General features: G+C 72.1%; 26 protein-coding genes. 9 read left to right on the top strand and 17 right to left on the bottom strand.

The genetic code is table 11. The features are described 5' to 3' along the window. The first annotated feature begins 83 nt into the window (after positions 1-83). The 5 genes from ACZ7KF_RS31770 to ACZ7KF_RS31750 all read left to right on the top strand — a co-directional run bounded on the left by ACZ7KF_RS31770 (position 84) and on the right by ACZ7KF_RS31750 (position 5,497). On the top strand, positions 84-1,454 hold the full coding sequence (locus ACZ7KF_RS31770) for an ABC transporter substrate-binding protein (protein WP_471082687.1): 1,371 nt from the start codon (positions 84-86) through the stop codon (positions 1,452-1,454). Beyond that, complete coding sequence (locus ACZ7KF_RS31765; protein WP_471082684.1) at positions 1,451-2,386, top strand: carbohydrate ABC transporter permease; 936 nt, start codon at positions 1,451-1,453, stop codon at positions 2,384-2,386. Before ACZ7KF_RS31770 ends, ACZ7KF_RS31765 begins: the two co-directional genes overlap by 4 nt. Next, positions 2,383-3,228 (top strand): carbohydrate ABC transporter permease, encoded by an 846-nt coding sequence (locus tag ACZ7KF_RS31760; RefSeq protein ID WP_471082680.1) that lies wholly within the window; start codon positions 2,383-2,385, stop codon positions 3,226-3,228. Before ACZ7KF_RS31765 ends, ACZ7KF_RS31760 begins: the two co-directional genes overlap by 4 nt. Then, on the top strand, positions 3,225-4,214 hold the full coding sequence (locus tag ACZ7KF_RS31755; protein ID WP_471082677.1) for a zinc-dependent alcohol dehydrogenase family protein: 990 nt from the start codon (positions 3,225-3,227) through the stop codon (positions 4,212-4,214). Before ACZ7KF_RS31760 ends, ACZ7KF_RS31755 begins: the two co-directional genes overlap by 4 nt. An 83-nt stretch (positions 4,215-4,297) precedes the next feature. Continuing rightward, positions 4,298-5,497 carry a TerD family protein gene (locus tag ACZ7KF_RS31750; RefSeq protein WP_471082674.1) on the top strand — a complete coding sequence of 400 codons (1,200 nt, stop codon included), beginning with the start codon at positions 4,298-4,300 and terminating at the stop codon, positions 5,495-5,497. Between the two features lie 215 nt (positions 5,498-5,712). Here the strand turns inward: ACZ7KF_RS31750 and ACZ7KF_RS31745 are convergent, their stop codons facing one another. Further along, a complete protein-coding gene (locus ACZ7KF_RS31745; protein WP_471082671.1) occupies positions 5,713-6,282 on the bottom strand; it encodes a TetR/AcrR family transcriptional regulator in 570 nt (189 codons plus the stop codon). Between the two features lie 151 nt (positions 6,283-6,433). Here ACZ7KF_RS31745 and ACZ7KF_RS31740 point away from each other — a divergent pair, with 151 nt between their 5' ends. Continuing rightward, positions 6,434-7,888 (top strand): MFS transporter, encoded by a 1,455-nt coding sequence (locus tag ACZ7KF_RS31740; RefSeq protein ID WP_471082668.1) that lies wholly within the window; start codon positions 6,434-6,436, stop codon positions 7,886-7,888. A 113-nt stretch (positions 7,889-8,001) separates the two neighbouring features. On the opposite strand, the gene ACZ7KF_RS31735 is transcribed toward ACZ7KF_RS31740, so the two are convergent. The 3 genes from ACZ7KF_RS31735 to ACZ7KF_RS31725 form a co-directional block, all read right to left on the bottom strand. After that, a complete protein-coding gene (locus tag ACZ7KF_RS31735; protein ID WP_471082664.1) occupies positions 8,002-9,585 on the bottom strand; it encodes a TROVE domain-containing protein in 1,584 nt (527 codons plus the stop codon). A 497-nt stretch (positions 9,586-10,082) separates the two neighbouring features. Further along, positions 10,083-11,540 carry an alkaline phosphatase PhoX gene (locus tag ACZ7KF_RS31730; RefSeq protein ID WP_471082662.1) on the bottom strand — a complete coding sequence of 486 codons (1,458 nt, stop codon included), beginning with the start codon at positions 11,538-11,540 and terminating at the stop codon, positions 10,083-10,085. A 283-nt stretch (positions 11,541-11,823) separates the two neighbouring features. After that, positions 11,824-13,251 carry a hypothetical protein gene (locus ACZ7KF_RS31725; protein WP_471082659.1) on the bottom strand — a complete coding sequence of 476 codons (1,428 nt, stop codon included), beginning with the start codon at positions 13,249-13,251 and terminating at the stop codon, positions 11,824-11,826. Between the two features lie 266 nt (positions 13,252-13,517). Between ACZ7KF_RS31725 and ACZ7KF_RS31720 the strand changes: the two genes are divergently transcribed. Continuing rightward, positions 13,518-15,344 (top strand): endonuclease/exonuclease/phosphatase family protein, encoded by a 1,827-nt coding sequence (locus ACZ7KF_RS31720; RefSeq protein ID WP_471082656.1) that lies wholly within the window; start codon positions 13,518-13,520, stop codon positions 15,342-15,344. Positions 15,345-15,398: 54 nt separating this feature from the next. Here ACZ7KF_RS31720 and ACZ7KF_RS31715 read toward each other — a convergent pair whose 3' ends face one another. From ACZ7KF_RS31715 to ACZ7KF_RS31700, 4 genes are read right to left on the bottom strand one after another with little or no spacing between them, the layout of a single operon-like run. After that, positions 15,399-15,998: a DUF3618 domain-containing protein gene (locus ACZ7KF_RS31715; protein ID WP_471082653.1), complete on the bottom strand. Its 600-nt coding sequence runs from the start codon at positions 15,996-15,998 to the stop codon at positions 15,399-15,401. Beyond that, positions 15,995-16,414 carry a phage holin family protein gene (locus ACZ7KF_RS31710; RefSeq protein WP_471082650.1) on the bottom strand — a complete coding sequence of 140 codons (420 nt, stop codon included), beginning with the start codon at positions 16,412-16,414 and terminating at the stop codon, positions 15,995-15,997. The genes ACZ7KF_RS31715 and ACZ7KF_RS31710 overlap by 4 nt, the downstream gene beginning before the upstream one ends. A gap of 53 nt (positions 16,415-16,467) precedes the next feature. Then, positions 16,468-17,160, bottom strand: coding sequence for a hypothetical protein (locus ACZ7KF_RS31705; RefSeq protein WP_471082647.1), 693 nt, complete (start codon positions 17,158-17,160; stop codon positions 16,468-16,470). Then, positions 17,157-17,324, bottom strand: coding sequence for a hypothetical protein (locus ACZ7KF_RS31700; RefSeq protein ID WP_471082644.1), 168 nt, complete (start codon positions 17,322-17,324; stop codon positions 17,157-17,159). Before ACZ7KF_RS31700 ends, ACZ7KF_RS31705 begins: the two co-directional genes overlap by 4 nt. Before the next feature lie 168 nt (positions 17,325-17,492). Here ACZ7KF_RS31700 and dapA point away from each other — a divergent pair, with 168 nt between their 5' ends. Beyond that, positions 17,493-18,392 (top strand): 4-hydroxy-tetrahydrodipicolinate synthase, encoded by a 900-nt coding sequence (dapA, locus tag ACZ7KF_RS31695; RefSeq protein ID WP_471082641.1) that lies wholly within the window; start codon positions 17,493-17,495, stop codon positions 18,390-18,392. Here dapA and ACZ7KF_RS31690 read toward each other — a convergent pair whose 3' ends face one another. Together ACZ7KF_RS31690 and ACZ7KF_RS31685 are read right to left on the bottom strand one after the other, a co-directional pair. After that, positions 18,393-19,640, bottom strand: a complete 1,248-nt coding sequence (locus ACZ7KF_RS31690) for a WD40 repeat domain-containing protein (protein WP_471082638.1) — start codon at positions 19,638-19,640, stop codon at positions 18,393-18,395. Further along, a complete protein-coding gene (locus ACZ7KF_RS31685) occupies positions 19,637-20,188 on the bottom strand; it encodes a SigE family RNA polymerase sigma factor (RefSeq protein WP_471082635.1) in 552 nt (183 codons plus the stop codon). The genes ACZ7KF_RS31690 and ACZ7KF_RS31685 overlap by 4 nt, the downstream gene beginning before the upstream one ends. A 142-nt stretch (positions 20,189-20,330) precedes the next feature. Between ACZ7KF_RS31685 and ACZ7KF_RS31680 the strand changes: the two genes are divergently transcribed. Further along, positions 20,331-20,834, top strand: coding sequence for an HAD domain-containing protein (locus ACZ7KF_RS31680; RefSeq protein WP_471082632.1), 504 nt, complete (start codon positions 20,331-20,333; stop codon positions 20,832-20,834). Between the two features lie 55 nt (positions 20,835-20,889). Here the strand turns inward: ACZ7KF_RS31680 and dapD are convergent, their stop codons facing one another. The 7 genes from dapD to sufC form a co-directional block, all read right to left on the bottom strand. After that, the gene (dapD, locus tag ACZ7KF_RS31675) at positions 20,890-21,876 is read right to left on the bottom strand and encodes a 2,3,4,5-tetrahydropyridine-2,6-dicarboxylate N-succinyltransferase (protein WP_471082630.1); all 987 of its coding nucleotides are present in this window, start codon (positions 21,874-21,876) and stop codon (positions 20,890-20,892) included. Positions 21,877-21,941: 65 nt separating this feature from the next. After that, positions 21,942-22,475: a TetR/AcrR family transcriptional regulator gene (locus ACZ7KF_RS31670; protein ID WP_471082627.1), complete on the bottom strand. Its 534-nt coding sequence runs from the start codon at positions 22,473-22,475 to the stop codon at positions 21,942-21,944. After that, the gene (locus tag ACZ7KF_RS31665; protein ID WP_471082624.1) at positions 22,475-22,798 is read right to left on the bottom strand and encodes a DMT family transporter; all 324 of its coding nucleotides are present in this window, start codon (positions 22,796-22,798) and stop codon (positions 22,475-22,477) included. The genes ACZ7KF_RS31670 and ACZ7KF_RS31665 overlap by 1 nt, the downstream gene beginning before the upstream one ends. A gap of 266 nt (positions 22,799-23,064) precedes the next feature. Further along, positions 23,065-23,397, bottom strand: a complete 333-nt coding sequence (locus tag ACZ7KF_RS31660) for a metal-sulfur cluster assembly factor (protein ID WP_373910923.1) — start codon at positions 23,395-23,397, stop codon at positions 23,065-23,067. Then, the gene (gene sufU, locus ACZ7KF_RS31655; protein ID WP_471082621.1) at positions 23,394-23,861 is read right to left on the bottom strand and encodes a Fe-S cluster assembly sulfur transfer protein SufU; all 468 of its coding nucleotides are present in this window, start codon (positions 23,859-23,861) and stop codon (positions 23,394-23,396) included. Before sufU ends, ACZ7KF_RS31660 begins: the two co-directional genes overlap by 4 nt. 16 nt (positions 23,862-23,877) lie before the next feature. Next, on the bottom strand, positions 23,878-25,134 hold the full coding sequence (locus ACZ7KF_RS31650) for a cysteine desulfurase (protein ID WP_471082618.1): 1,257 nt from the start codon (positions 25,132-25,134) through the stop codon (positions 23,878-23,880). Further along, positions 25,131-25,895 carry a Fe-S cluster assembly ATPase SufC gene (gene sufC / locus ACZ7KF_RS31645; RefSeq protein ID WP_020939295.1) on the bottom strand — a complete coding sequence of 255 codons (765 nt, stop codon included), beginning with the start codon at positions 25,893-25,895 and terminating at the stop codon, positions 25,131-25,133. Before sufC ends, ACZ7KF_RS31650 begins: the two co-directional genes overlap by 4 nt. Positions 25,896-25,899: the final 4 nt, after the last annotated feature.

Genomic DNA, 25,899 nt, shown 5'->3' with positions numbered 1-25,899 from the left:
ACCGAAGAAACGAACCCGTCCACCGTGACGCTCGTCCCCACCCATTCGTGCCCTATATATCCCGATAAATCCAGGAGCGATCCATGCGAACCCAGAGCCGACGGAGGCCGCGAGCCACGCTCGCCATGGCCGCCGCAGGGACGCTGCTCGCCCCGCTGCTCTCCGGCTGCTGGGTCGGCGCGGGCGGGTCCGGTTCAGGCGGCGACTCCATCAACGTCCTGATGGTCAACAACCCGCAGATGACCGAGTTGCAGAAGCTGACCGCCGCCCACTTCACCAAGGAGACCGGCATCAAGGTCAACTTCACGGTCCTCCCCGAGAACGACGTCCGCGACAAGATCAGCCAGGACTTCGCCAACCAGGCCGGCCAGTACGACGTCGCCACGCTGTCCAACTACGAGATACCGATCTACGCCCGCAACGGCTGGCTGCACGACCTGGACCCGTACGTCGCCAAGGACCCCTCGTACGACGAGCGGGACGTCCTCGAACCGATGCGCCAGTCCCTGACCGGCACCGACGGCAAGCTCTACGGGCAGCCCTTCTACGGCGAGTCGTCCTTCCTGATGTACCGCAAGGACGTGTTCGCCGCGAAGGGCCTGACGATGCCCGCCCGTCCCACGTGGCGGCAGGTGGCCGAGCTCGCCGCCAAGGCCGACGGCGCCCGGCCCGGCATGCGCGGCATCTGCCTGCGCGGCCTGCCCGGCTGGGGCGAGCTGATGGCCCCGCTCACCACGGTCGTGAACACGTTCGGCGGCACCTGGTTCGACAAGGACTGGAAGGCGCGGCTCGACTCCCCGGCCTTCCGCAAGGCGACGAAGTTCTATGTCGACCTCGTCCGCGAGCACGGCGAGTCGGGTGCCGCCCAGTCCGGCTTCGCCGAGTGCCTCAACAACATGACCCAGGGCAAGGTCGCCATGTGGTACGACGCCACCTCCGCGGCCGGCCTGCTGGAGGCCGACGGCTCCCCGGTGCGGGGCAGGCTCGGCTACGCCCCCGCGCCCGTGGAGAAGACGCCGTCCTCCGGCTGGCTCTACACCTGGGCCTGGGGCATCCAGCAGGCCTCCCGCAACCCGGACAAGGCCTGGAAGTTCGTGTCCTGGGCGTCCGGCAAGGGCTACGAGCAGCTGGTCGGCGAGACCAGCGGCTGGTCGAACGTGCCCGCGGGCAAGCGGGCCTCGACCTACGCGAACGCCGACTACCGCAAGTCGGCCGCCGCGTTCCAGGAGATGACCAAGGAGGCCATCGAGGGCACCCGCCCGAACGACCCCGGCGTACAGCCGCGTCCCGCGCCCGGCATCCAGTTCGTCGGCATCCCCGAGTTCACCGATCTCGGCACCAAGGTCTCCCAGGAGATCAGTTCGGCCATCGCCGGACGCCAGTCCACGGACTCGGCCCTGAGGAAGTCCCAGCAGCTCGCCGAGAAGATCTCCAAGGAGTACGAGGGACGATGACCGCGACGACAGCCCCCTGTGCGGCAACACCGGTACGCGCCTCCCGGCGGCCCTCCGCCCGGTTGCGCGCCTGGGCCACCCGGGCCCCCCTCCTGCCCGCCCTCGTCTTCATGATCGCCGTCACCCAGCTGCCCTTCGTGGCCACGCTGGTGATCTCCTTCTTCGACTGGAACGCCCTCTACCCGCAGGCCCGACGCTTCACCGGCCTCGACAACTACCACCAGGTCCTCACCGACGCGGACCTGCGCCACTCGGTGTGGACGACCGTGCTGCTCACCGTGACGGTGGTCCTCGTCAGCCTGGTCCTCGGCCTGGCACTGGCACTCCTGCTGAACCACCGTTTCCGCGGCCGGGGCGTCGTCCGCACCCTGTTGATCGCCCCGTTCCTGGTCGTCCCGGTGGCCGCGGCCCTGCTCTGGAAGCACGTCCTCTACAACCCCGAGTACGGCCTCCTCAACGGGCTCCTGCACTACGTCGGCGGCCCCCAGCCCGACTGGATCTCCCGCACACCGCTGCTGGCGGTCGAGGCCTCCCTGGTGTGGCAGTGGACGCCGTTCATGATGCTGATCCTGCTCGCCGGTCTGCAGAGCCGTGACCCCGAACAGATCGAGGCCGCGCGGGTGGACGGCGCGAGCGACTGGCAGATCTTCCGCCATCTGACCCTCCCGCACCTGCGCCGCTATCTCGAACTCGGCGCCCTGCTGGGCTCGATCTACATCGTCCAGAACTTCGACGCGGTCTTCACGATCACGTCCGGCGGCCTGGGCACCGCCAACCTCCCCTACACCGTCTACCAGAGCTTCTACCAGGCCCACGAGAACGGCCTCGCCTCGGCCGCCGGCGTCCTGGTGGTCATCGGCTCGATCGTCATCGCGACCTTCGCCCTGCGCGTGGTGTCGTCCCTGTTCCGCGAGGAGGTGTCCCGCGCATGAGCGGCATCGCCGTGACGACCGGAAAGCGCCGGGGTCTGGGTCTCGGCCTGGTGGCCTGGCTGGCCGGCATCGTCTTCTTCCTGCCCATCGCCTGGATGGCGCTGACGTCCTTCCACTCCGAGACGGACGCGGCGACCAACCCGCCGTCCTTCGGCGCCGCCCTCACCCTCGACGGCTACCGCGAGTTCTTCGGCGCGGGCGGTGGGGCCAGCCCCTGGCCCGCGCTGATCAACTCGACGGTCGCGTCGCTGGTCTCGACCGTCTGCGTCCTGCTCCTCGCCCTGCCGGCGGCGTACGCCCTGTCGATCCGGCGGGTGCGGAAGTGGACGGACGTCCTGTTCTTCTTCCTGTCCACGAAGATGCTGCCGGTCGTGGCCGGTCTGCTGCCGATCTACCTGTTCGCGAAGAACACCGGGACGCTCGACAACATCTGGCTCCTGGTCATCCTCTACACCTCCATGAACCTGCCGATCGCGGTGTGGATGATGCAGTCGTTCCTCGCCGAGGTACCGGTGGCGGTGATCGAGGCCGCGCAGATCGACGGCGCCCGGCTGCCGACGATCCTCGCGCGCGTGGTGGCCCCCATCGCCCTGCCCGGCATCGCCGCCACGGCCCTGATCTGCTTCATCTTCAGCTGGAACGAGCTGCTGTTCGCCCGGGTCCTGACGGGCGTGGTCGCCGAGACCGCCCCCGTCTTCCTGACCGGCTTCATCACCAGCCAGGGCCTGTTCCTGGCCAAGGTGTGCGCCGCGTCGCTCGTCATCTCCCTGCCGGTGCTCGCCGCGGGGTTCGCCGCCCAGGACAAGCTGGTCCAGGGCCTGTCGTTGGGAGCCGTGAAATGAAGGCCGCCGTCATCGAGTCCGTGGGCCGTGCCGTCGTCACCGAGGTGCCCGACCCGACGCCGGGGCCCCGCGAGGTCGTCGTCGAGGTCGCCGCCTGCGGACTCTGCGGCACGGACCTGCACATCCTCCAGGGCGAGTTCGCGCCCAAGCTGCCGATCGTCCCGGGCCACGAGTTCGCCGGCGAGGTCGTCGGCGTCGGCACCCGGGTGACCGAGATCGCGGTCGGCGACCGGGTGGCCGTGGACCCGTCGCTGTACTGCCACGAGTGCCGTTACTGCCGCGACGGCCACAACAACATGTGCGAGCGGTGGGGCGCGATCGGCGTGACGACGGCGGGCGGGGCGGCCCGGTACGCGGTGGCCCCCGTGGCCAACTGCGTCAAGCTGCCCGAGCACGTGCGCACCGAGGACGCGGCCCTGGTGGAGCCCCTGTCCTGCGCGGTGCGCGGCTACGACGTGCTCCGGTCCCGCCTGGGCGCCCACGTCCTGATCTACGGCTCCGGAACCATGGGCCTGATGATGCTGGAGCTGGCCAAGCGGACCGGTGCGGCCGGCGTGGACGTGGTGGACGTCAACCCGGCCCGCCTGGAGACGGCCCGCCGGCTCGGGGTCTCGGGCGCGGCGGGCAGCGCGGACGAACTGGACCGGCCGCAGGGCTGGGACGTGGTGGTGGACGCGACCGGCAACGCGGCGGCGATCCAGGACGGGCTGGGCCGCGTGGCGAAGGCGGGCACGTTCCTGCAGTTCGGAGTGGCCGACTACGCCACCCGGGTGACGATCGACCCGTACCGGATCTACAACCAGGAGATCACCATCACCGGCTCCATGGCGGTGCTGCACAGCTTCGAGCGAGCGGCGGAGCTGTTCGCGAACGGCGTCCTGGACCCCGAGGTGTTCATCAGCGACCGGCTCCCGCTCGACCGGTACCCCGAGGCGCTGGAGCAGTTCGCGGCGGGGGTGGGACGCAAGATCGTCGTCGTGCCGTAGGCCGTTCGGCCGACGGGAGAGCGGTGAGCCGTCCGGTAAGGGAACGGTAAAGCGGTGCCGTTCGTTCACCCGGCATGACAGCTATGACCCCTGGCTCGAACATCCCTCTCTCGGCCGCGCGCGTGACGGTGGACGTCTCCGCTCCGGTGCGGCTCGACGTGTCGGGCCTGCTGCTCACCGCCGACGGCAAGGTGCGTTCCGACGACGACTTCATCTTCTACAACCAGCCGGCGGGCCCGGGCGTGTCGTACCGCTCCGGCGGCGGTACGACCCCCGACGCGGTCACGGTCGACACCGCCGCCGTGCCGCCGGACATCGAGAAGATCGTCGTCACGGCCAGCCCGGACGCGGCCGGGCAGACCTTCCAGGGCATCGAGCCGACGGCCACGATCCGGGACGCGGACGGCGGCGCCGTGCTGGCGACGTTCACCCCGCCGCAGCTCGGCACCGAGACCGCGCTGGTGGTCGTGGAGGTCTACCGCAGGGGCGGCGCGTGGAAGGCACGGGCCGTCGGCCAGGGGTACGCCGACGGGCTCGCGGGCATCGCGACCGACTTCGGCGTGACGGTGGAGGAGCCGGCCGCGGCCCCGGCCGCCCCCGCGCCCGCGGCGGCCCCCGCCGCCCCGCCGCAGCCGATGGCCCCGCCGCAGCCGGCCGCCCCGCCCCGGCCGGTGGCCCCGCCGCCCGCTCCGGTGCCGGGGGCCGGGAAGATCAACCTGGACAAGGGCCGCGTCAGCCTGCAGAAGAACCAGACGGTGTCGCTCGTCAAGGGCGGCCGCCCGCTGCTCTCCCAGGTGCGCATGGGTCTCGGCTGGGAGCCGGCCTTCCGGGGCAAGGACATCGACCTGGACGCCTCGGTCATCGCCTACGGCCCGCAGCGCAACCACGTCGACAGCTGCTACTTCGGCAAGCTGTCGATCCTCAACGGCGCGGTCAAGCACTCCGGCGACAACCTCACCGGTGAGGGCGGTGGCGACGACGAGGTCATCGTGGTCGACCTGGGCCGTGTCCCCCAGGAGGTCACCGGCCTGGTCTTCACGGTCAACTCCTTCTCCGGCCAGAAGTTCACGGAGGTCGCCAAGGCGTACTGCCGCCTGGTCGACGCGGCCACGGACGAGGAGCTGGTCCGCTTCGACCTCACCGGCGCCGAGCCGCAGACAGGCGTCATGATGGCCAAGCTCGTCCGCCAGTTCTCCGGCGAGTGGGACATGACGGCGTTGGGCGACTTCGTGAAGGCCCGGACGGTCCGCAACATGGTGGATCCGGGGGCGAGGGCGCTGTAGAGCGGCACCGACCGGGGCCGCGCCGGGGACCCGCCGCCGTCATCGCGGCCGTCCCCGGCCGCGGCGCCGTCGTACGGCCGTCCCCGGCGGCGGCGCCGTCGTGCAGCCGTCCCCGGCCGCGGCGCCGCCATGGCCGGAGGCGCGGCCCGCGCGCCTCCGGGAGACGGCCGACCGGCACCGCCCACCCCGTCAGCCGGCCGCAGCCCTTCTCACCGTCAGCCGGCCCGCAGCCCTTCTCGCAGCAGCCCCAGGTAGCGCCGGATCTCCGGCTCCCCCGCCCCCGCCAGCTCCGCGGCCGAAGCCACTCCGTGGGCCAGCCGCAGCACCTCGATCGGCGCCACGTCCCCCCGCAGCGCCCCCTCCGCCTGAGCCGCCTCCACCAGCCGGGCCACCGCCCCCTTCACCACGTCCCCGCAGACCGTCAGCGCCGCCGCGCCGCTCTGCGTCACCGCCGAGCCGAGCAGGGCCTTCATCCCCCGCACCTGAAGGGTGCGGACAGCCAGCTCGTACAGCCACTCCATGAGCGCCTCGCCCGGCGGCAGTTCCCCGGCCAGCTCGTCGGCGCGCACGCCCAGGGCCTCGATCCGGTCCAGATAGGCCGCCTCCAACAGCGCCTGCCGGGTGGGGAAGTGCCGGTAGAGCGTGCCCGAGCCGACGCCCGCCCGCTTGGCGATGTCGTCGAGTGACGCGTTCTCCCCATGCTCGGCGAAGGCTTCCGCCGCCACCTTCAGCAACCGCTCGTAGTTGCGCCGAGCGTCCGCGCGCATGGGCCTGCTCTGCGTCATCCACTCACTCCTTGCAAACCGGGGACTCTCTCCGTATCTTATCGAGCACTAAACGGAGACCGTCCCCGCTTACCGTCGTAGTGCTTCGTGGGCAGCTCACCCCTGCCCGCGGAAGCCGCGCGCCCGGGGGACACCAGACCGGGAGACCGCCTTGTCCACCCCGTCCGCACCGTCCACGACCACCTCCGCCGCGACCACCGTGCCCGCACCGTCCGCGCGGCTCGGCACCACCCTCCTCGTCATCGTCACCGCCTACCTGATGGTCGGCGTCGACTCCACCGTCGTCAACGTGGCGCTGCCCGACATCCAGCAGGGCCTGCACTTCAGCCGCACCGGCCTGTCCTGGGTGCTCAACGCCTACACCCTCGCCTTCGGCGGTCTGCTGCTGCTCGGCGGACGCGTCGGCGACCTCCTCGGCCGCCGCCGCACCCTGACCGCAGGCGTCCTGCTGTTCGCGCTGTCCTCCCTGCTCGGCGGGCTCGCCACCGACGGCGGCCGGCTGCTCGCCGCCCGCGCGCTCCAGGGCCTGGGCGCCGCCCTCATCGCCCCGAGCACCCTGGCCCTGATCACCACCAGCTTCCCCGACGGCCCGCCCCGGCACCGGGCACTGAGCGTCTACTCCTCCATGGCCGGCATCGGCGGCAGCGTCGGTCTGGTCCTCGGCGGCATGCTCACCTCGTGGGCGTCCTGGCGCTGGGCCCTGCTCGTCAACGTCCCGATAGGTCTGGCGTTGGCCCTCGCCCTGCCCCGCTTCGTCGCCGAGACCCCGCGCCACAGGGGCCGGTTCGACCTGCCGGGCGCGCTGACCGGGACGGCCGGCACGACCGCGCTGGTGTACGCGTTCATCCGGGTCTCGGAAGGCGGCTGGAGCGATCCCCGGGCCCTGCTCGGCTTCGCCGCGGCGACCGTGCTGCTCGCGGGCTTCCTGGTGGTGGAGTCGCGGGCGGACCAGCCGGTGCTGCCGCTGCGCCTGTTCGCCGACCGCAACCGGGCCGGCGGGTACGTGAGCATCCTGCTGCTGCCCGCGGGCATGTTCGGCGCCTTCTACTTCCTCACCCTGTTCGGCCAGGAGGTGCTGCGCTACAGCCCGTTGCGCGCGGGCCTCGCCTTCCTGCCGATGACGCTGGTGATGTTCACGACCGTACGGCTGGTGCCCCGGCTGCTGGCCCGGTTCGGTACGAAGCCGGTGCTGCTGACGGGCATGTCCCTGGCCGCGCTCGGCACCGGCTGGCTGACCCTGCTCCAGCCCGGGGACGGGTACGCGGTGGGGCTGCTCGGACCGCTGGTCCTGGTGGGCCTGGGCCTCGGTATGAGCTTCATGCCGCTCAACGCGACGATCCTGTCCGCCGTCACCCCGAAGGACGCGGGCGCGGCGTCCGGCCTGCTGCAGACCCTGCAGTGGCTGGGCGGCACGGTCGGGCTGTCCGTGCTGGTCACGGTGTACGGCGCGGCGACCCGGCACGCCACCGGCGCCCCGGACGCCGTCCTCACCCACGGCGCCGCCCACGCCTTCGCCGCCGGCGCCCTGCTCACCGCGGCCGGCCTGCTGGTGGCGGCCACGATCCTGACCGGCAGGCGCGCGGACGCCCGGAACGGGGCGCGGTAGGTACGCCTGAGGGAGCGGGCCCGGCTCGCCCGGCCAGGCCGGCCCGAGCGGGCCGGGCTCGGGCGGGCCGGGCTCGGGCGGGCCGGGCTCGGGCGGCGTCCGGGCCCGCTCGCTCAGGCGAGCCAGGGCCAGCGTCCGTCCCGGCCGCTCTCCAGCAGCGAGACCATGCGGAAGGCCGCGTCGCCGAGACCGCCGAAGGTGTGCCGGTTGCCCGTGCCCGAGGGGCCGTGGCCCGCCCGGTAGCCCTCCAGGTTCCAGGTGTAGACGGGGACCCGGTCCGGGATCTGTGCGGTCGGGTCGCCGTGCCGGTGCGGGGCGTACTGCTCGTCGGTGACGATCAGCACCCGGTCGTGTCCCCGGTAGTGCCGGCGCACCGCCTCGGTGGTGTCCGTGCCGCCCAGGTCGCCGAAGCGCTCCAGGATCCTCAGCACCGACTCGCCCTTGCGGAACGCGACCTCGTCGCTGGTCGAGCCGAACTGCACGAGATCGGCGTCCGCCGCCCGCAGCGCGAGGGCCGTGCCGAAGACCGCCGCCGCGTCGGCCCGGCTGAGCTGCGAACGCTCCGACACCCGCGACCAGAACATCGAGCCCGACCGGTCGACCAGCACGAGCGTGCGGCCCGGCAGCGCGGGCACGTTGCCGAGCGAGTGGCCGAGCGCCTGCTCCAGCGGGTAGGACCAGCGCAGTGAGGGCGCGTGCTGGTACGCGGCCAGGTAGCGGAAGGGGAACTGCCGCGAGCGGTGCACCTCCTCCGGATCGGCGATCCGCGCCGCGACCCGGGCGGCGACCTCGTCCGAGACCCCGGCCTCGTCGAAGTTGCGCAGGTTGCGGACGAGTGCCATCGCCCCCATGGACGGGATCACGGCCTCCCAGGCCGCCTTGTCCATCGGCCCCTGGAGCCAGCCGGCCAGCGCCTCCCAGGTGAAACCGGCCGCCGCCAGCCGCTCGGCGCCGTCGGGCGCGGTGACGACCGCCCGCCGCCGCCCGACGGGCAGCGCCATCAGCTCGCGATGCCGGACGAGCGCCGGCAGCGACGCGGGCGGCGCGGCGGTCTCCGGGTGGTGCCGCCGGTCCAGCGCGTACCGGAACAGGTCGCCCTGCCACGGCTTGTCCGGGTCCGGCGAGGCGTGCACCAGGTTGAGGATGTCGCCGAAGCGGTACCCCTTGGTGGCGGTGTCGTACTTGAGCAGCGACCGGGCGTGGTAGAGCCGTCGTACGGCGTCGGCGACGCCGCGCTTGACGGGCTGGGGCAGGGCGCGGCCGTATGTGGACGTCCAGTAGGCGAGCAGTTCGCCGGGCTCGTCGGGGCGCTGCAGCACGGAGGCCACGACCCGCCGGTTCGACGGGCCGCCGGTCGCCCCGGCCGTCAGTCGTGCGTGCACGTACTCGGCGGCGCCCACCAGTGACGCCGTCCGCATGTTGCCGGCGCCGCGCAGCCAGCCGAGCAGGCCGGCCGTCCACTCCGGGTCGCTGACGGCGAGGTCGCGGATCAGGCGGGTGAAGCGGTCGTCACGGTCCCCGGCGTTCTCGTAGAAGGTGTTCTGCGAGACGAAATGGGAGACGGCGAGCAGGAACAGTTCCGAACGCGGATCGCGCTCCCGGCCCCGGCCGCCCTCGTGGGTCCGCAGTACCCGGCCCGTCGACGCCACCGCCGACTTCCGCTGGGTCCGGGCGGCACGCGTGTTGAATCGCGCCATGGTGAATTCCCCCGAATTCATGCTGAGTTCCGGAGGGAGGCGCAGCGGATGGAGGGTGCCCGAGATCAGAAGTCGGCGACGGACTTTTTTCCAGGTGCTCTACCGATTGAGCTACACCGACCCGAAGTCGATGACGGGACTCGAACCCGCAACCGCCCGATCCCATGAAGTAACCGCTGCCTGCGCACCGGGCACCCACCATGAGCTGCGCCTCCCGAGATCAGATCGGCGGCGGTCGGATTCTCCGTGCAGAAGAAGCAACCGCGGCCTGCGCACCGGGAGGTGCAGGAAGTTCTGGTGTCCAGAGATCGAGGGCGGCGGAACCGACGTATGGTGCTCTGCCTCTGAGCTACACCGGCCCGTCGAGCCGGTGGCGGGATTCGAACCCGCGGCCTCCCCATGAAGAGTGGAAGTAGGTCCTGCCTGTCGCACCTGGACGAGGATCACTCTAGGAGGGGGGCCGCGGGACGAGCGAGCGAATTAACCGCGGGTGCGGCTCAGTCGCGCTTCTGGCGCTTCCAGGGACCCGTGATGGCCAGCATGATGCCCGGGGTCTGGATGTTCGCGTACAGGGTCCGGCCGTCGGGCGAGAAGGTGACGCCGGTGAACTCGCTGAACTCGGGCTCCTCCTCGGTGCCGATGTTCAGCTCGTTGCGGGCGATCGGGTAGGTCCGGCCGCTCTCGGTGGCGCCGAACAGGTGCTGGACGCCCTCGCCGTCCTCGGCGATGACCAGGCCGCCGTACGGGGAGACGGTGATGTTGTCGGGGCCGTCGAAGTCGCCGTCCACGGCCGGGTCCGGGTTCACGCCGAGCAGCACCTTCAGCGTCAGGGTGCGGCGCTTGGGGTCGTAGAACCAGACCTGGCCGTCGTGCTGGACCGGGCTCTCCGCGCGCGCGAAGGAGGAGACGAGGTAGACACCGGCGTCGCCCCACCACATGCCCTCCAGCTTGCGGGCGCGGGTGACCTGGCCGTCGGAGAACTGCTTGCGCACCGAGACGGTCCTGGCGTCACGGTCGGGGACGTCCACCCAGTCGACGCCGTACACGGTGCCGATCCTGGTGGCACGGGACAGGTCGTCCACGAACGTGCCGCCGGAGTCGAAGCACTTGAACGCCTGGAGCACGCCCGCGTCGTCGGCGAGGGTGCGCAGCTTGCCGCGGCCGTGCCGGAAGCCCTCCGGCGGGGTCCAGCGGTAGAGCAGGCCGTTGGGGCCGGAGGCGTCCTCGGTGAGGTAGAGGTGGCCGCGCTTGGGGTCGACCACGACGGCCTCGTGGGCATAGCGGCCCAGGGCCTTGACGGGCTTGGGGTCGCGGTTGGCCCGGCGGTCCTCCGGGTCGACCTCGAAGACGTAGCCGTGGTCCTTGGTGAAGCCGTTCTTGCCGGCCTTGTCCTCGGTCTCCTCACAGGTCAGCCAGGTCCCCCACGGAGTGCTGCCGCCCGCGCAGTTGGTGGCGGTGCCGGCGATGCCGACCCACTCGGCGACCTTGCCGCCGCGGCGGACCTCGACCACCGTGCAGCCGCCCGCCGCCGCCGGGTCGTAGACGAGGCCCTCGGCGAGCGGCACCGGGTGCGGCCACTGGGCGCGGGCGCCGGCCAGCTCGTGGTTGTTGACCAGGAGGGTGGCGCCGCGGGGGCCCTCGAAGGTGGCCGTGCCGTCGTGGTTGGAGGGGGTGAACTCGCCGGACTCCAGGGTGGTCCTGCCGCTGTAGGTGATGATCTCGTACCGGAAGCCGGCGGGCAGGGCGAGGATGCCGTCCGGGTCGGGGATCAGGGGGCCGTAGCCCACGCCGTGATGGTGGTGGCCCCCGTGTGCGGACTCCGCCTCGGCGGTCTCCGAGTCCGTGGCGGCAAGGGCGTTCGGCGCGGTGGCGAGGGCGCCGACGCTGCCCGCCAGGGCGACCCCGGCACCGGTGATCGCGGATTTTCTGGCGAAGTCCCTGCGGGTGAACGACATGGTGTCTCCTGTGCGACGGTGGAAGTGCCGTGGAGGGTGGGGGGCCTCGGTTTCGGCCACACGTTTCCGCCGCCCCCTGAACAGGAGTTGAACGGGCGGCTACTTCGCGGTCCCCTCTTCCATGAATCCGTCCGCGTCATCCCCTGCGCAGCCCAGGTACCGGCCCTGTCCGCGCCCGCCGTGGGCCGCACCGGCCTCGCCCATGCCCGCCGTGGGCCGCACCGGCCGCGTCCGTCGCGGTGGCTCCCGGCCCGCCGCGCGGCGGGCCGGGTCCGGGCGAGGCTCAGCCGCCCTGCTGGGAGCGCGCCTTGAACGCGGCCTTCCGCGCCTCCTTGGCGACCTTCTTGTCCGGGTGCAGCCGTCCCATCGCGTCCAGCACCTCGGCGGTGGCGGGGTGCTCCACCCGCCAGGCCGCCGCGAAGAAGCCGCTGTGCTGCGCGGCCAGCCCCTCCACCAGGGTCTGGAGTTCCTCGGAGTTGCCCTCGGCCTGGAGCTGCGCGGCCACGGTGTCGATGGTCAGCCAGAACACCAGGTCCTGCGACGGCGCCGGTACGCCCGCGGCCCCTCGCTCGCTCAGCCACACCCGGGCGAGTCCGCCCAGCTCGGGGTCGTCCAGCACCTCGCGCAGCGCGGGTTCGGCCTCGGCGCCCACCAGCGTCAGCGCCTGCTGGCAGCGGAGCCTGCGCAGCGGGGCGCCCGGGTCCGTGCCGCGTGCCGCGGCCAGCAGTTCCCGTGCCGCCGCCAGCGGTTCGCGGCGGTCGAGCCACTGCTCGGTCTCGGCCCGGGCGGCGGACCGGCCGAACCGGGCGGTGCCGTCGAGCAGCACGTCCGCTCCCTTGTCGGCCAGGTCACCGACGGCGGGCGCCGTGAACCCGGCCTCCAGCAGCCGCGCCCGCAGGCCGTACACGCCGAGCGGGGTGAGCCGGACCATGCCGTACCGGGAGACGTCGGTGTCGTCGACCGGTGCCGCGGGCTCCTCGTCGGCGTCGGCCATCAGGGCCTCGTCCACCGGCTGGTACGCCACGAGTCCGACGGGCTCCAGCACCCGGAACTGGTCGTCCAGCCGCATCATGGCGTCGGAGACCTGTTCCAGCACGTCGTTGGTGGGTTCTCCCATGTCGTCGGGGACGAGCATGGAGGCGGCGAGGGCGGGCAGCGGGACGGGGCCCTCGCCGGTGCCGTCCTCACTGACGGTCAGCAGGTAGAGGTTGCCGAGGACGCCGTCGAGGAACTCCGCCTCGGCCTCCGGGTCCCAGTCGAGTGACGAGAAATCGACCTCGCCGCCCGCGTCCAGCGCGTCGACCAGGTCGTCCAGGTCGGGGACGGCGGCGTCGGCGATGACGGTCTCCAGCGCGACGAGCCACACGCCGAGCACGTCCTGCGGGGAGCCGCCGGTGAGCAGCGCCAGTTCCTCACCCGTCCGGACGGTGCCGGCCTCCTCGTCCACGATCTCGACCAGGCCGGCGTCCAGGGCGACCCGCCAGGCCTCACTGGCGTACGCGGCGGCGTCGTCACCGGTGAGTCCGAGCAGCTCGGCGGCGGCCGGCAGCTGTTCCTCGGCCAGCCCGCCACCGGCGTCCACGCGGGTCTCGGGCCCGGCCCAGCGGGCGAGGCGGGCGGCCCGGGACAGCAACGGCGTGGACAGCGCGGCGCGCGCCAGCTCCGCTTCGGGGTGCAGCCGCACCGGCGGCAGGGGGGAGCTGTCTGACATCGGCTGGTTCTCCTCGGACCGTGAAACGGGCTCAGCCGCTCAGCCTAGACGGATTTCCACCCATGCCGCCCGGTTCATCTCCCCGTAAGCGGCCACGCATGGCCGAAACCTTGACAACTCCCGTGGCCAGGCACGAGATTGACGCGCGTAGAAGTTGGGGGGACAACTGTTCACTCGGCTCTATGCGTGTCACAGAGGGCCACGAGCCCCGCACGCTCCCGTTCCACCCTCGTCCCGGCGCTCAGTCATGTCCCCGGAGGGAACCCTTGCCGAGCAGGTCTTCCGCGCGCCTCGCCGCGCTCACCGTCGCCGCCGTCTGCAGCGCGGCGTCCGTCGTCGTCCTCACCTCGCCCGCGCACGCCGACTCGGTGCGCGTCCACGACATCCAGGGCACGACCCGAATATCGCCGTTCGCCGGGCAGAAGGTCACGGACGTGCCCGGCGTCGTCACGGCCACGCGTACCTACGGCTCCTCGCGGGGCTTCTGGCTCCAGGACGCCACCCCCGACGACAACCCCGCCACCAGCGAGGGCGTGTTCGTCTTCACCAGCTCCACGCCGAAGGTCGCGGTCGGCGACTCGGTGACGGTGACCGGCACGGTCTCCGAGTACGTCCCGGGCGGCGCCTCCTCCGGCAACCAGTCGGTGACGGAGCTCACCAAGCCGGTGATCACCACCGTCTCCACCGGCAACGCGGTCCCGGCGCCGGCCGTCGTCGACGAGGACGCGGTGCCGGACGAGTACGCTCCCGCCGGCGACGCGGCCGCGGGCAACTCGGTCAACGGCCTCACCCTGGACCCGTCGGCGTACGCCCTGGACTACTACGAGTCCCTGGAGGGCATGAACGTCCGGGTCGAGGACGCCCGTGTGGTCACGGCGACCGACCCGTACAGCGAGCTGTGGGTCACGGTGAAGCCGCGGGAGCACCGCAACCGCCGCGGCGGCACGGTCTACGGCTCCTACGACTCCCAGAACACCGGCCGGCTGCAGATCCAGTCGCTGGGCGCGACCGCCGACTTCCCGAAGGCGAACGTCGGCGACACCCTGGAGGGCACCACCACCGGTCCGCTGGACTTCAACCAGTTCGGCGGCTACACCCTGGTGGCGAGCGAGCTCGGCACGCTGGAGAGCGGCGGCCTGCAGCGCGAGACGACGCGGAAGCAGTCGCGCGGCGAGCTGGCGGTGGCGACGTACAACGTCGAGAACCTCGACCCGTCGGACGCCACCTTCGGCCCGCACGCCGCGGCGATCGTGCACAACCTGCAGTCGCCCGACATCGTGTCCCTGGAGGAGATCCAGGACAACAACGGCGCCAAGGACGACGGCACGGTCGACGCGAACGAGACCGTGACCAAGCTGATCGACGCGATCGTCGCGGCGGGCGGCCCGAAGTACGACTGGCGCTCGATCAACCCGGTCAACGACCAGGACGGCGGCGAGCCGGGCGGCAACATCCGCCAGGTGTTCCTGTTCAACCCGGAGCGGGTGTCCTTCGTGGACCGCGCGGGGGGCGACTCGACCACCGCGGTCGGGGTCACCAAGGTGCACGGCAAGGCGCAGCTGACGGCCTCCCCGGGCCGGATCGACCCGGGGAACGCGGCCTGGAGCAACAGCCGCAAGCCGCTCGCGGGCGAGTTCGTCTTCCGCGGCAAGACCGTCTTCGTGATCGCGAACCACCTCAACTCCAAGGGTGGCGACCAGGGGCTGACCGCGCAGTACCAGCCGCCGGTGCGCAGCTCGGAGATCCAGCGGCACGCCCAGGCGACCGCGGTGAACGCGTTCGTCAAGGACGTCCTGGCCGTCCAGAAGAACGCGGACGTCATCGCGCTCGGCGACATGAACGACTTCGAGTTCTCCGGTACCGCGAAGATCCTGGAGGATGACGGCGCCCTGTGGTCGGCGATCAAGTCGCTGCCGAAGAGCGAGCGCTACACCTACGACTACCAGGGCAACCAGCAGGTCCTGGACCAGATCCTGATCAGCCCGGCGATCCGCCGCGGCTGCGACTTCGCGTACGACAGCGTGCACACGAACGCGGAGTTCAACGACCAGATCAGCGACCACGACCCGCAGGTGCTGCGGTTCCGTCCGTGACACGGCGGCGGGGCCGGCCGGACGGTCCGTCCGGCCGGCCCCGCCGTTCCGTGGTCACCGGGAGCGGTCGATGCGGCGCCAGATCACGGCCGCGCCGACGACGGCGGCGCCCGTCGCGCCCAGGATCAGCGCCGGCCGGGGATGGCGCAGCGCGGCGCCCATGGCGCGGCGCAGCGGCCGCGGCACCCGCAGGTCCTGCTGCACGGCGTTCCCGGCGTGGACCGCGCGGTCCTGGAGGGTGTGCCCGGCCTGGAGCGCCCGCTCCTGCAGGGAGTGCCCGCCGTGGCCGGTCCGCTCCTGCACCAGGTGACCGGCCTTGATCATCCGTTCCTGGGCGCCGTGCCCGGCCTTCACCATCCGTTCCTGGGCGCCGTGCCCGGCCCGGGTGGCGCGGTCCTGCACCAGGTGGCCGGCCTTGGCCGCCCGGTCCTGCACGCCGTGCCCCGCCTGGGCGGCGCCCACGCGCAGCTGCACGGTCATGGCGCCGGCCTTGTCCTTCAGGTCGGCGGCCCGGGCCCGGGCCCGGCCCTTCACATCGGCCCGGCTCACCAGCTGGGCGACCGTGTCGCCCAGCTGGCTCCGGGTGTGTTCGATCTGCTGCCGCAGTTCGTCGGGGCCCTTGGCGCCCGAGCCGTGCGGGTGGCTGTGCCTCATCGGTGTGCCCTTTCCCTGATCGCGTCGACGTCCGCCCTGACACTGCCGAGCGTCTCCTCGGGCGCGGGCGGGGCGGCGCGGCGCAGCTCGGCCCGTCCGGCCGCGGCGAGCAGGCCGGCCACGGCGAAGAACACCGCGGCCACGATCAGCGCCGCCGCCCACAGGGGCAGTGCCAGGGAGAGGGCGGCGGTGGCCGCTCCGGCCAGGATGATCAGCCCGACGTAGCCGACGGCGCCGGCGGCACCCAGCAGTCCGCCGCCGCGTCCGGCCCGGCGTCCCTTCTCGGCCAGCTCCTCCTTGGCGAGGGCGACCTCCTGTCGCAGCAGCCGGGAGAGCTGCTCGGTGGCCCGGCCGACGAGTTCTCCCGTGGAGAGGTGCCCGTCGGCCGCGGGCCGGGTGTGCGGGGTCACGGTCACGGTGCTCCGCCTCCTCTCTGTGCGGAATGTCCGGGTACCCGGACCGGACGTACTTAGCCCTGTCCGCCGCCCTCGGCACCGCGTTCGCCGAGTCGCGCGAGTTGGGACTGGAACCAGTCGAGGCGGGCCTGCAAGAGGGCCGCTTCGGCCACCAGTTCGGGCACGCCCGGCCGGGTGTCGGGCGTCAACTCGGTGGCCGGGGTCGCCGTGCCGCTGCCGGCGACCACCCGGAGTCCCTGCCCGGCCAGCCGGGCGAAGCCGGTGAGCGAGACGGACGGACGCCCGCCGGCGCAGCCCGGGCAGGCGGGGGCCAGCACCCGCCGGCCCGGTCGGCCCCAGCCGGCGTCGGCGAGCGCCGCGGACCGGGCGCCGCAGCCGCAGGGGCCGACCGTGACCGTGCGCACCCGCTGCCGGGCGTAGCGGAAGCCGTGTTCGAAGCGGATGTAGGCGCCGAGGACGGAGACCTCCAGCAGGACGGCCGTGCGGTGTTCGGCGGTGCACAGCAGCGCCTCGGCCGCCGCCCGGTCGTGGACGCAGTGGAAGCCGCAGTCGCACCGGCGCGCGGGCGGGCGGTGCCGCAGGCCGTAGACGCAGGAGGCGTCGTCGAGGACGGCGTACGCCAGCGCCCCGCCGAGCGACACACCGGTGAAGCCGGCCCGGGTGCCGTCCTGGGACAGCACCGGGCGGGCGATCTTGTATCCGGTCGGCGGCTCCGTCGGGCGTTCCGCCGGGAGCCGGAGCCTCATCGGGCGGCCGGGACCTCTTCGCGGGCCGGCCCGGCCGGTTCGGCCGCTTGCGTGCGAACCGTCTCCTCCGTGCGAACGGTCTCCTCGGGGAGCGGTGGCTCTTCCTCGCGGACGAGCGGCCGCTCCTCGGCGATCCCGGTGGCCAGTGCCTTGCCCAGCTTCATGGCGCCTCCCATGACCTGACGACGGTGACCCTCCGGCCATAGTGACCCATGAAGGGCCGAGTGGGACACAGGGCCTCCGGCCGAACCCGAAACAAGTTAGCGATACTTAGGCATATTCTGTAGAAAAATTAAGTAGAGCTTCACCGATGCGCTGCCGAGACTACTCGCATGACGAGCACACGCAATCCCGCCCCCTTCGGCCGCGCCCTCTGCGCCATGATCACCCCCTTCACCGAGGCGGGCGCGCTCGACCTGGACGGCGCGCAGCGGCTGGCCGCGCACCTGGTGGCGGAGGGCTGCGACGGGCTGGTCCTCAGCGGCACCACGGGCGAGTCGCCCACCACCACCGACGAGGAGAAGGCCCGGCTGGTGGCGGCCGTCCGGGAGGCGGTCGGCGACCGGGCCGCGCTCGTCACCGGCGTGGGCACCGCCGACACCCGGCACACGGCGGAGCTGGCGCTCGCGGCCGGGAAGGCGGGCGCCGACGGCGTCCTGGTGGTGACGCCGTACTACAGCCGGCCCCCGCAGGAGGCCGTGGCCGACCACTTCCGCCGGGTCGCCGACGCGAGCGAACTGCCGGTGATGCTCTACGACATCCCGGGCCGCACCGGCACCCGGATCGAGCCGGACACGATGATCCGCCTCGCGGAGCACCCGCGCATCGTGGCCGTCAAGGACTGCTCCTACGACTTCCTCGGCGCCCAGAAGGTGCTGGCGCGCACGGAGTTGGCGTACTACGCGGGCTGCGACGAGCATGTGCTGGCGCTGTACGCGGTCGGCGCGGCGGGCTGTGTGAGCACGGTCGCCAACGCCGTCCCGGACCACATCGCCTCGATCCTGGCCGCGTTCGACGCCGGTGACACCGCGCGGGCGACCGAACTCCAGCTGGCGGCTACGCCGTTGATCGAGGCGATGATGGGCGCGGGTCTGCCCGGCACGGTCACCGCGAAGGCACTCCTGGCCCGCCTCGGACTCCCCGCGGGCCCGGTCCGCGCACCGCTGCTGCCCGCCGGCCGGGAGACGGCCGACGGGCTGCTGGCGCGGTACGCGGCGCTCACCGCGGGCTGATCAGCGGCGGGCGAAGACGGGCTCCCACGGCTCCTGCGTGTCGGTGGGGCGGTACGGCTCCTGGACGCCGCTCAGCGGTACGACCTTGTCGCTGCCGAGGGTGACCAGCACGAGCCGGGGCCGGTACTCCTCCTCCAGGCTCGTCACCCGTTCCCAGGCGATGAGGTGCTTCTCGTCGGTCCAGGCGAGCAGGTGGGATCCGCGGACCTTGGTGATCTCCTTGCCCGTCCGGGGGTCACGGAGGGAGGACCAGGACCTGCCGGGGGAACCGCCGACCTCCTTCGTCAGACCGAGGGCGGCGAGCCTGCCGCTCGGGGACAGCCGGGCGGGGACGTCCGACCGCAGGTACTTCTCGTCCGCGGGCGCGGCGACCTTCCTGCCCCTGAGGTCGTAGAACCGCTGGAGGCCGTCCCGGCCGCCGATGTACTGCCCGTACACCAGCCGGCCCGTGCGGCTGTAGGCGAAGTCCGCGCGGGAGTTGGTGTTGCGGTCGGGTGCGACCGGGCTCCAGGAGCCGGCGCCGGAGGCCACGTCGAGGTCGTAGAACCCGGACCGGGTCGACTTGCCGAACGTGGGCGCCCACATCCACGTCTCCTTCCTGTCCTCGCCGCCGATCAGCTTCTCCTTGGTCCGCAGATCGGGGTTCTCGTCGTACGTCGTCGCGACGAGCCTGGTGCCGTCGTACGAGAACGCGAGCCCGCCGACGCCGTGCTGGACCGGGATCCACCGCTCGACCTCCCCCGTCGCGAGGTCGAGCAGGCCGATCCGGTGGGCGGGCAGGGTCCGCTCCAGCACGGCGGCGGTCTTCAGGCCCGGGGCGACGGCGACGAAGGACCAGCGGGAGTCCTTCTCGTACCGCCCGGTCTTCGGGTCGAGCAGGTGGTAGGTGCGCGCCGAGACGCCCCGCTTCGCGGTCTGCGGCTGGATCTTCGCCGTGTAGTAGGCGGCCAGCACGGCGTCCCCGGCGCCGATCAGCTCCTGCGGCGGCGACTGGTCCGGATGGGCCCGGACCCCGCCGGAATCCACCACTCCGGACGGCCGTACGTCGTTCTCGCCGCCGGAGTCCAGCAGCGGCACCCCCACCGCGATCGCGACCACGGCGGCGGTGGCCGCGGCGACGGACGCCAGCCTGCGGGTGCGGCGGCGCCGGCGCGCCCCGAGCACCCGTTCGGCGAATCCCGCCGGCGCCGGCGGCTGCGCGTCGGCCTGCTCCCGCAGCGCCTCGCGCACGAGTTCCTCCACGTTCACGGACGCACCTCCACGGGCGAGAAGTCACGGGACCGCTGCTGCGGCCGGGGATCGAGCCCCGCCAGCTCGGGCGCCAGCTCGCGCAGGCGGGCCAGGGAGCGGTGGGTGGTGGACCGTACGGTGCCGACGGAACAGCCCAGGATCCGGGCCACCTCGCCCTCCGGCAGATCCTCGAAGTAGCGCAGCACCAGCACGGTGCGCTGGCGGGCGGTGAGCCGGAACAGGGCCGCCCGCAGCAGCAGCCGCAGCTCGGCGGCGCCCGAGGCGTCCGGGGCGTGACCGGCCTCGGGCGGCTCGGCGACGGTGACCTCGCGCCGCCGCCACTTCAGCCGCCAGCGGCCGATCTGCTGCCGGTACAGGACCTGCCGGACGTACGCCTCGGGTTCGTCGATCCGCTGCCATCGGCCCGCCGCCTTGACCAGCGCGTTCTGCAGCAGGTCCTCGGCGGCGTGCCGGTCCCCGCCGGACAGGAGCACGGCGGTCCTCAGCAGCGCCGTCGACCTCCCGGCCACGAACTCCCGGAAACTCTCCTGGGCTTCGGCATCCATCGCCACCTTCTCTTTCCCCCGGGCCGCACCTGGTTGTCCGGGCCCCGCACCTCTTCTGACGTGCGGACCGGCCCCTCGCTATGCCTGCCGTCCGAAGAAAATTCCCCCGGGCCGGCCGCCTCGCCTGCCGTACGGTGTCCCCGTGAGCCGCCCCCTGCTGTTCCTGGACGTCGACGGCCCCCTCAACCCCTACGCGGCCCAGCCGGAACGCCGCCCCGAGGGCTACACGACGATCCGGGTGCCCCTGCACGGCCGGCGCCCGCTGCGGGTCTGGCTGAACCCGGCCCACGGCCCGGCGCTGCTCCTGCTCGGCTACGACCTGTGCTGGGCGACGACCTGGATGGCCGAGGCCAACGCCTGGATCGCCCCGGTCGTCGGCCTGCCCGAGCTGCCGTACGTCGACTTCGGCACCGGTCTGTTCGCCGAGCGCCCCGACGGCGTCCACTGGAAGACGGAGGCGATCGTGGCGTACGCCGAGGGCCGGCCGTTCGCCTGGGTGGACGACGAGCAGAGGGCGGCGGACACGCGGTACGTCAGGGCCCACCATCGCGCCCCCGCCCTGCTCCACCACGTGAACCCGAGGATCGGCCTGCGCGAGCCCGACTTCGCGGCGCTGGCCGGCTTCGCGCGGACGCTGCCGGCATGACGGAGCGCCCCTGCACGAACGGCGAGGGGCGCTCCGGACGCGGCGGGCGGGTGCGTCAGTTGTGGCTGTGCAGGATGTCGTTCAGGCCGCCCCAGACCGCGTTGTTCGGGCGGGCCTCGACGGTGCCGGTGACCGAGTTGCGGCGGAACAGGATGTTCGAGGCGCCGTTCAGCTCGCGGGCCTTGACGATCTGGCCGTCGGGCATGGTGACCCGGGTGCCCGCGGTGATGTACAGGCCGGCCTCGACCACGCACTCGTCGCCGAGCGCGATGCCGACGCCCGCCTCGGCGCCGATCAGGCAGCGCTCGCCGACCGAGATGATCACGTTGCCGCCGCCGGACAGGGTCCCCATGGTGGAGGCGCCGCCGCCGATGTCCGAGCCGTCGCCGACGACGACGCCCGCGGAGATCCGGCCCTCGACCATGGAGGTGCCGAGCGTGCCGGCGTTGAAGTTGACGAAGCCCTCGTGCATGACCGTGGTGCCCGCCGCGAGGTGCGCGCCCAGGCGGACCCGGTCGGCGTCGGCGATGCGCACACCCTTCGGGGCGACGTAGTCCGTCATGCGCGGGAACTTGTCCACCGAGGTCACCTGGAGGTGCAGGCCCTCGGCGCGGGCGTTCAGGCGCACCTTCTCGAGGTCGTCCACGGCGACCGGGCCGAGCGAGGTCCAGGCGACGTTGGCGAGGTGGCCGAAGATGCCGTCCAGGCTCTGGCCGTGCGGCTTGACCAGGCGGTGCGAGAGCAGGTGCAGGCGCAGGTAGACGTCGTGCGCGTCGAGCGGCTTCTCGTCCAGCGAGGCGATGACCGTGCGGACCGCGACCACCTCGACGCCCCGGCGGGCGTCCGGGCCGGTCGCCGCGGTCGCGCCGCCGCCCAGCAGCTCCGCCGCCTGCTCGGCGGTGAGCCGCTCGGTGCCGGCCGGTCCCGGCTCCTCGACCAGCTCGGGGGCCGGGAACCAGGTGTCGAGAACGGTGCCGTCGGAGGCGATCGTGGCGAGGCCGGCGGCGACGGCGCCGGTGGAACGGGAAGCAGAGTCGGTCATGGGGGAAAACCTAACGTGGGCGGGGTGGTCAGGGCGAACCGCGTCTCACGTGCCGGGCGGGGGTTTCAGGGGATCAGCCGAGCCAGCGCGGCGCGGGCGCCCTCCTCGTCGTACGAACCGCCCGTCAGCAGCACCTGGAGGCAGATGCCGTCCATCAGCGCGAGCAGGGCGCGCGCGGTGACCGGGTCCGTGTGCCGGGCCAGCAGCGCCGCCGCCTGCTCGGTCCACTCGGCGGCGACGGGGCGCAGGGCCGGGCGGCGCAGCGCCGCCAGATACAGCTCGTACTCCAGCTCGACACCGGTGCGCTCGCCCCCCAGCCACTCCCCCAGCGCCCCGGCCAGCCGCGCGGCGAGATCGCTCCCGCCCTCTCGCGGCAGCCGCTCGGCCAGCACCCTGCCGAAGCCCTCGTCGGCCTGCCTCAGCGCGGCCACCAGCAGCTCGTCCAGGGTGGTGAAGTGGTACGTCGTGGAGCCGAGCGGCACGTCCGCCTCCGCGGCGACCGTACGGTGGCTCAGCCCGGCGATGCCGTCCCGGCCGACGACGCGGATCGCCGCGTCGATGATCCGCCGACGGCGCTCGGGGTCGTAGCGGCGGGGCATCAGTGGCTCGCCCCGCCCAGGTTCAGCACCACCACGCCCCCGATGATCAGCAGGATCCCGGCGACCTTGACCGTGCTCAGCCCCTCGCCGAACAGCAGCAGGCCGAGGACGGCGATGGCCGCGGTGCCCACGCCGGACCAGATGGCGTACGCCGTCCCGATCTGGACGGTCTTCAGGGTCTGGGCGAGCAGCGCGAACGAGACGAGGTAGCCCAGGGCGGTGACGAGCGAGGGCCAGAGCCGGCTGAAGCCCTCGCTGTACTTCATCGCCGTGGTGGCGGCGACCTCGGCGGCTATGGCGCCGGCGAGCAGGAGATATCCCATGCGTACGAGCGTACACATCGGGGTGGTTTCCTTTTCACCGAAGCGCTCACCGGTGCTCCCGGCTCCCCTGCTGGGCGGGCCCGCCGGGAAGCCGGCCGCCGCACCCGTGACCCCGCTTGGTGGACGGGGTGGACTGAGCACACGGAAGGGGCCGTGGCACCTGGCCACGGCCCCTTCCACCGGCTCCGCGCCGGACATCAGACCTCGAAGATCAGACCTCGAAGATCAGACCGTGAACATCAGCCTTGGACGTCGGTCCTTGCACGTCAGACGTTGAACCCGAGCGCCCGGAGCTGCTCGCGGCCGTCGTCCGTGATCTTGTCGGGACCCCACGGCGGCATCCAGACCCAGTTGATGCGCAGCTCGTTGACCAGGCCGTCCGTGGCGGACTTGGCCTGGTCCTCGATGACGTCGGTCAGCGGACAGGCCGCCGAGGTCAGGGTCATGTCGATGGTCGCGATGTTCGCGTCGTCGACGTGGATGCCGTAGATCAGGCCGAGGTTGACGACGTCGATGCCCAGCTCGGGGTCGACCACGTCCATCAGGGCCTCGCGGAGTTCCTCCTCCGAGGCCGGCTTCATCTCGACGGTGTCGCTCATGCGGTCTTCCTTTCGGCGTCGGCGCCGCCCAGCGCCTGGGCCGTCGCGTCCTTCCACGCCATCCAGCTGAGGAGGGCGCACTTGACCCGGGCCGGGTACTTGGAGACACCGGCGAACGCGACCGCGTCCTCCAGGATCTCCTCCATCGCGTCGTCGGGCTCGATCTTGCCCTTCGACTGCATCAGCTCCAGGAAGGTCTCCTGGATCTTCCGCGCCTCGGCGAGGTCCTTGCCGACCAGCAGCTCGTTCAGCACGGAGGCGGAGGCCTGGCTGATGGAGCAGCCCTGGCCCTCGTACGAGACGTCCTCGATCTTCGCGCCGTCGTACTTCACACGCAGGGTGATCTCGTCGCCGCAGGTCGGGTTCACATGGTGCACCTCGGCGTCGCCGTCCCTGAGACCACGCCCGTGCGGGTTCTTGTAGTGGTCCAGGATGACGTCCTGGTACATCGAATCCAGCTTCACGGTGTCGACACGCCTCTCAGCCGAAGAAGTTCCGTACGTGCTCCAGCCCCTCGACCAGAGCGTCGATCTCGGCCGGCGTGGAGTACAGGTAGAACGACGCTCGCGTGGTCGCAGGAATTCCGTAGCGCAGGCAGACCGGACGGGCGCAGTGGTGCCCGACCCGGACGGCGATGCCCTGCTCGTCCAGCACCTGGCCCACGTCGTGCGGGTGGATGTCGCCGAGGGTGAAGGAGATCGCCGCCCCGCGGTCCTCGGCCGTCGTCGGGCCGATGATCCGCAGGTCGGGAACCTGTGCCAGGCGCTGCACCGCGTACTCGGTCAGCGCGTGCTCGTGGGCGAGGATCTTGTCCATGCCGATCGAGTTCAGGTAGTCGATCGCCGCGCCGAGACCGACCGCCTGGGCGATCGGCGGGGTGCCCGCCTCGAACTTGTGCGGCGCCGGGGCGTAGGTCGAGGAGTGCATCGAGACGGTCTCGATCATCTCGCCGCCGCCGAGGAACGGAGGCAGGTCCTCCAGCAGCTCCTGACGGCCCCAGAGGACGCCGATGCCGGTCGGACCGCACATCTTGTGGCCGGTGAAGGCCACGAAGTCGGCCTGCAGGGCCTGTACGTCCAGCGGCATGTGCGGCGCGGCCTGGGAGGCGTCGATGCAGACGAGAGCGCCGACCTCCTGGGCGCGGCGGATTATCGCCTCGACCGGGTTGACCGTGCCCAGGATGTTCGACACCAGCACGAAGGAGACGATCTTCGTCTTCTCGGTGATGATCTCGTCGATGTTGGACAGGTCCAGGCGGCCGTCGTCGGTGAGGCCGAACCACTTCAGCTTCGCGCCCGTGCGCTGCGCGAGCAGCTGCCACGGCACGATGTTGGAGTGGTGCTCCATCTCCGTGATGACGATCTCGGTCTCGTGGTCCACCCGGTAGGGCTCGTCGGCCCAGCCCAGCATGTTCGCCACGAGGTTCAGCGACTCGGAGGCGTTCTTGGTGAAGATCACCTCGTCGCGGCTCGGCGCGTTGATGAACGCGGCGACCTTGTCGCGCGCGCCCTCGTACAGCGCCGTGGCCTCCTCGGCGAGCACATGCACACCGCGGTGGACGTTGGCGTTGTAGCGCTCGTAGTACTCGCTCAGGGCGTCCAGCACCTGGCGCGGCTTCTGGCTGGTCGCCGCGTTGTCCAGGTACACGAGCTTCTTGCCGTCGTGGACGACTCGGTCCAGAACGGGGAAGTCCTTGCGGATCGCCTCGACGTCGAGGAGGCCCGGCAGCTGTGTCACGCGGATGCGCCACCCTTCACGTATGCCTCGTAGCCCTCGTTCTCCAGCTTGTCCGCGAGCTCCGGACCGCCGGACTCGACGATGCGGCCGCCGGCGAACACGTGGACGTGGTCGGGCTTGATGTAGCGCAGGATGCGCGTGTAGTGCGTGATCAGCAGGGTGCCGACCTCGCCCGTCTCGCGGACGCGGTTCACACCCTCCGACACGATGCGGAGAGCGTCGACGTCCAGGCCGGAGTCGGTCTCGTCCAGGATCGCGACCTTCGGCTTGAGCAGCTCCAGCTGAAGGATCTCGTGGCGCTTCTTCTCACCGCCGGAGAAGCCCTCGTTGACGTTGCGCTCGGCGAAGGACGGGTCCATGTTGAGGCGCTCCATGGTCTCCTTGACCTCCTTCACCCACGTACGCAGCTTGGGGGCCTCGCCGCGGATGGCGGTGGCGGAGGTGCGCAGGAAGTTGGAGACCGAGACGCCGGGGACCTCGACCGGGTACTGCATCGCCAGGAACAGGCCCGCGCGGGCACGCTCGTCGACGGACATCTCCAGGACGTCCTCGCCGTCCAGGGTGACGGTGCCGCCGGTGATCGTGTACTTCGGGTGACCCGCGAGGGAGTAGGCGAGGGTCGACTTGCCGGAGCCGTTGGGGCCCATGATGGCGTGCGTCTCGCCCTGCTTCACGGTGAGGTCGACGCCCTTGAGGATCTCCTTCGTGGCGTTGTCGGCCTCGACGGTGACGTGCAGGTCTCGGATTTCAAGCGTTGCCATGGGT

This window comes from Streptomyces sp. NPDC038200 (genome assembly GCF_055600785.1).
This window is presented reverse-complemented; position numbering and strand designations above follow the sequence as displayed.

Excerpts from the sequence above, each read along its gene's own strand:
- sufC (WP_020939295.1), bottom strand. The coding sequence starts at position 25,895 with ATGGCAACGCTTGAAATCCGAGACCTGCACGTCACCGTCGAGGCCGAC.
- ACZ7KF_RS31755 (WP_471082677.1), top strand. The coding sequence starts at position 3,225 with ATGAAGGCCGCCGTCATCGAGTCCGTGGGCCGTGCCGTCGTCACCGAG.
- ACZ7KF_RS31770 (WP_471082687.1), top strand. The coding sequence starts at position 84 with ATGCGAACCCAGAGCCGACGGAGGCCGCGAGCCACGCTCGCCATGGCC.
- ACZ7KF_RS31715 (WP_471082653.1), bottom strand. The coding sequence starts at position 15,998 with ATGAGGCACAGCCACCCGCACGGCTCGGGCGCCAAGGGCCCCGACGAA.
- ACZ7KF_RS31705 (WP_471082647.1), bottom strand. The coding sequence starts at position 17,160 with ATGAGGCTCCGGCTCCCGGCGGAACGCCCGACGGAGCCGCCGACCGGA.
- ACZ7KF_RS31685 (WP_471082635.1), bottom strand. The coding sequence starts at position 20,188 with ATGGATGCCGAAGCCCAGGAGAGTTTCCGGGAGTTCGTGGCCGGGAGG.
- dapD (WP_471082630.1), bottom strand. The coding sequence starts at position 21,876 with ATGACCGACTCTGCTTCCCGTTCCACCGGCGCCGTCGCCGCCGGCCTC.
- ACZ7KF_RS31665 (WP_471082624.1), bottom strand. The coding sequence starts at position 22,798 with ATGGGATATCTCCTGCTCGCCGGCGCCATAGCCGCCGAGGTCGCCGCC.
- ACZ7KF_RS31760 (WP_471082680.1), top strand. The coding sequence starts at position 2,383 with ATGAGCGGCATCGCCGTGACGACCGGAAAGCGCCGGGGTCTGGGTCTC.
- ACZ7KF_RS31730 (WP_471082662.1), bottom strand. The coding sequence starts at position 11,540 with ATGTCGTTCACCCGCAGGGACTTCGCCAGAAAATCCGCGATCACCGGT.
- ACZ7KF_RS31725 (WP_471082659.1), bottom strand. The coding sequence starts at position 13,251 with ATGTCAGACAGCTCCCCCCTGCCGCCGGTGCGGCTGCACCCCGAAGCG.
- ACZ7KF_RS31735 (WP_471082664.1), bottom strand. The coding sequence starts at position 9,585 with ATGGCGCGATTCAACACGCGTGCCGCCCGGACCCAGCGGAAGTCGGCG.
- dapA (WP_471082641.1), top strand. The coding sequence starts at position 17,493 with ATGACGAGCACACGCAATCCCGCCCCCTTCGGCCGCGCCCTCTGCGCC.
- ACZ7KF_RS31700 (WP_471082644.1), bottom strand. The coding sequence starts at position 17,324 with ATGAAGCTGGGCAAGGCACTGGCCACCGGGATCGCCGAGGAGCGGCCG.
- ACZ7KF_RS31765 (WP_471082684.1), top strand. The coding sequence starts at position 1,451 with ATGACCGCGACGACAGCCCCCTGTGCGGCAACACCGGTACGCGCCTCC.
- ACZ7KF_RS31670 (WP_471082627.1), bottom strand. The coding sequence starts at position 22,475 with ATGCCCCGCCGCTACGACCCCGAGCGCCGTCGGCGGATCATCGACGCG.
- ACZ7KF_RS31750 (WP_471082674.1), top strand. The coding sequence starts at position 4,298 with ATGACCCCTGGCTCGAACATCCCTCTCTCGGCCGCGCGCGTGACGGTG.
- ACZ7KF_RS31745 (WP_471082671.1), bottom strand. The coding sequence starts at position 6,282 with ATGACGCAGAGCAGGCCCATGCGCGCGGACGCTCGGCGCAACTACGAG.
- ACZ7KF_RS31660 (WP_373910923.1), bottom strand. The coding sequence starts at position 23,397 with ATGAGCGACACCGTCGAGATGAAGCCGGCCTCGGAGGAGGAACTCCGC.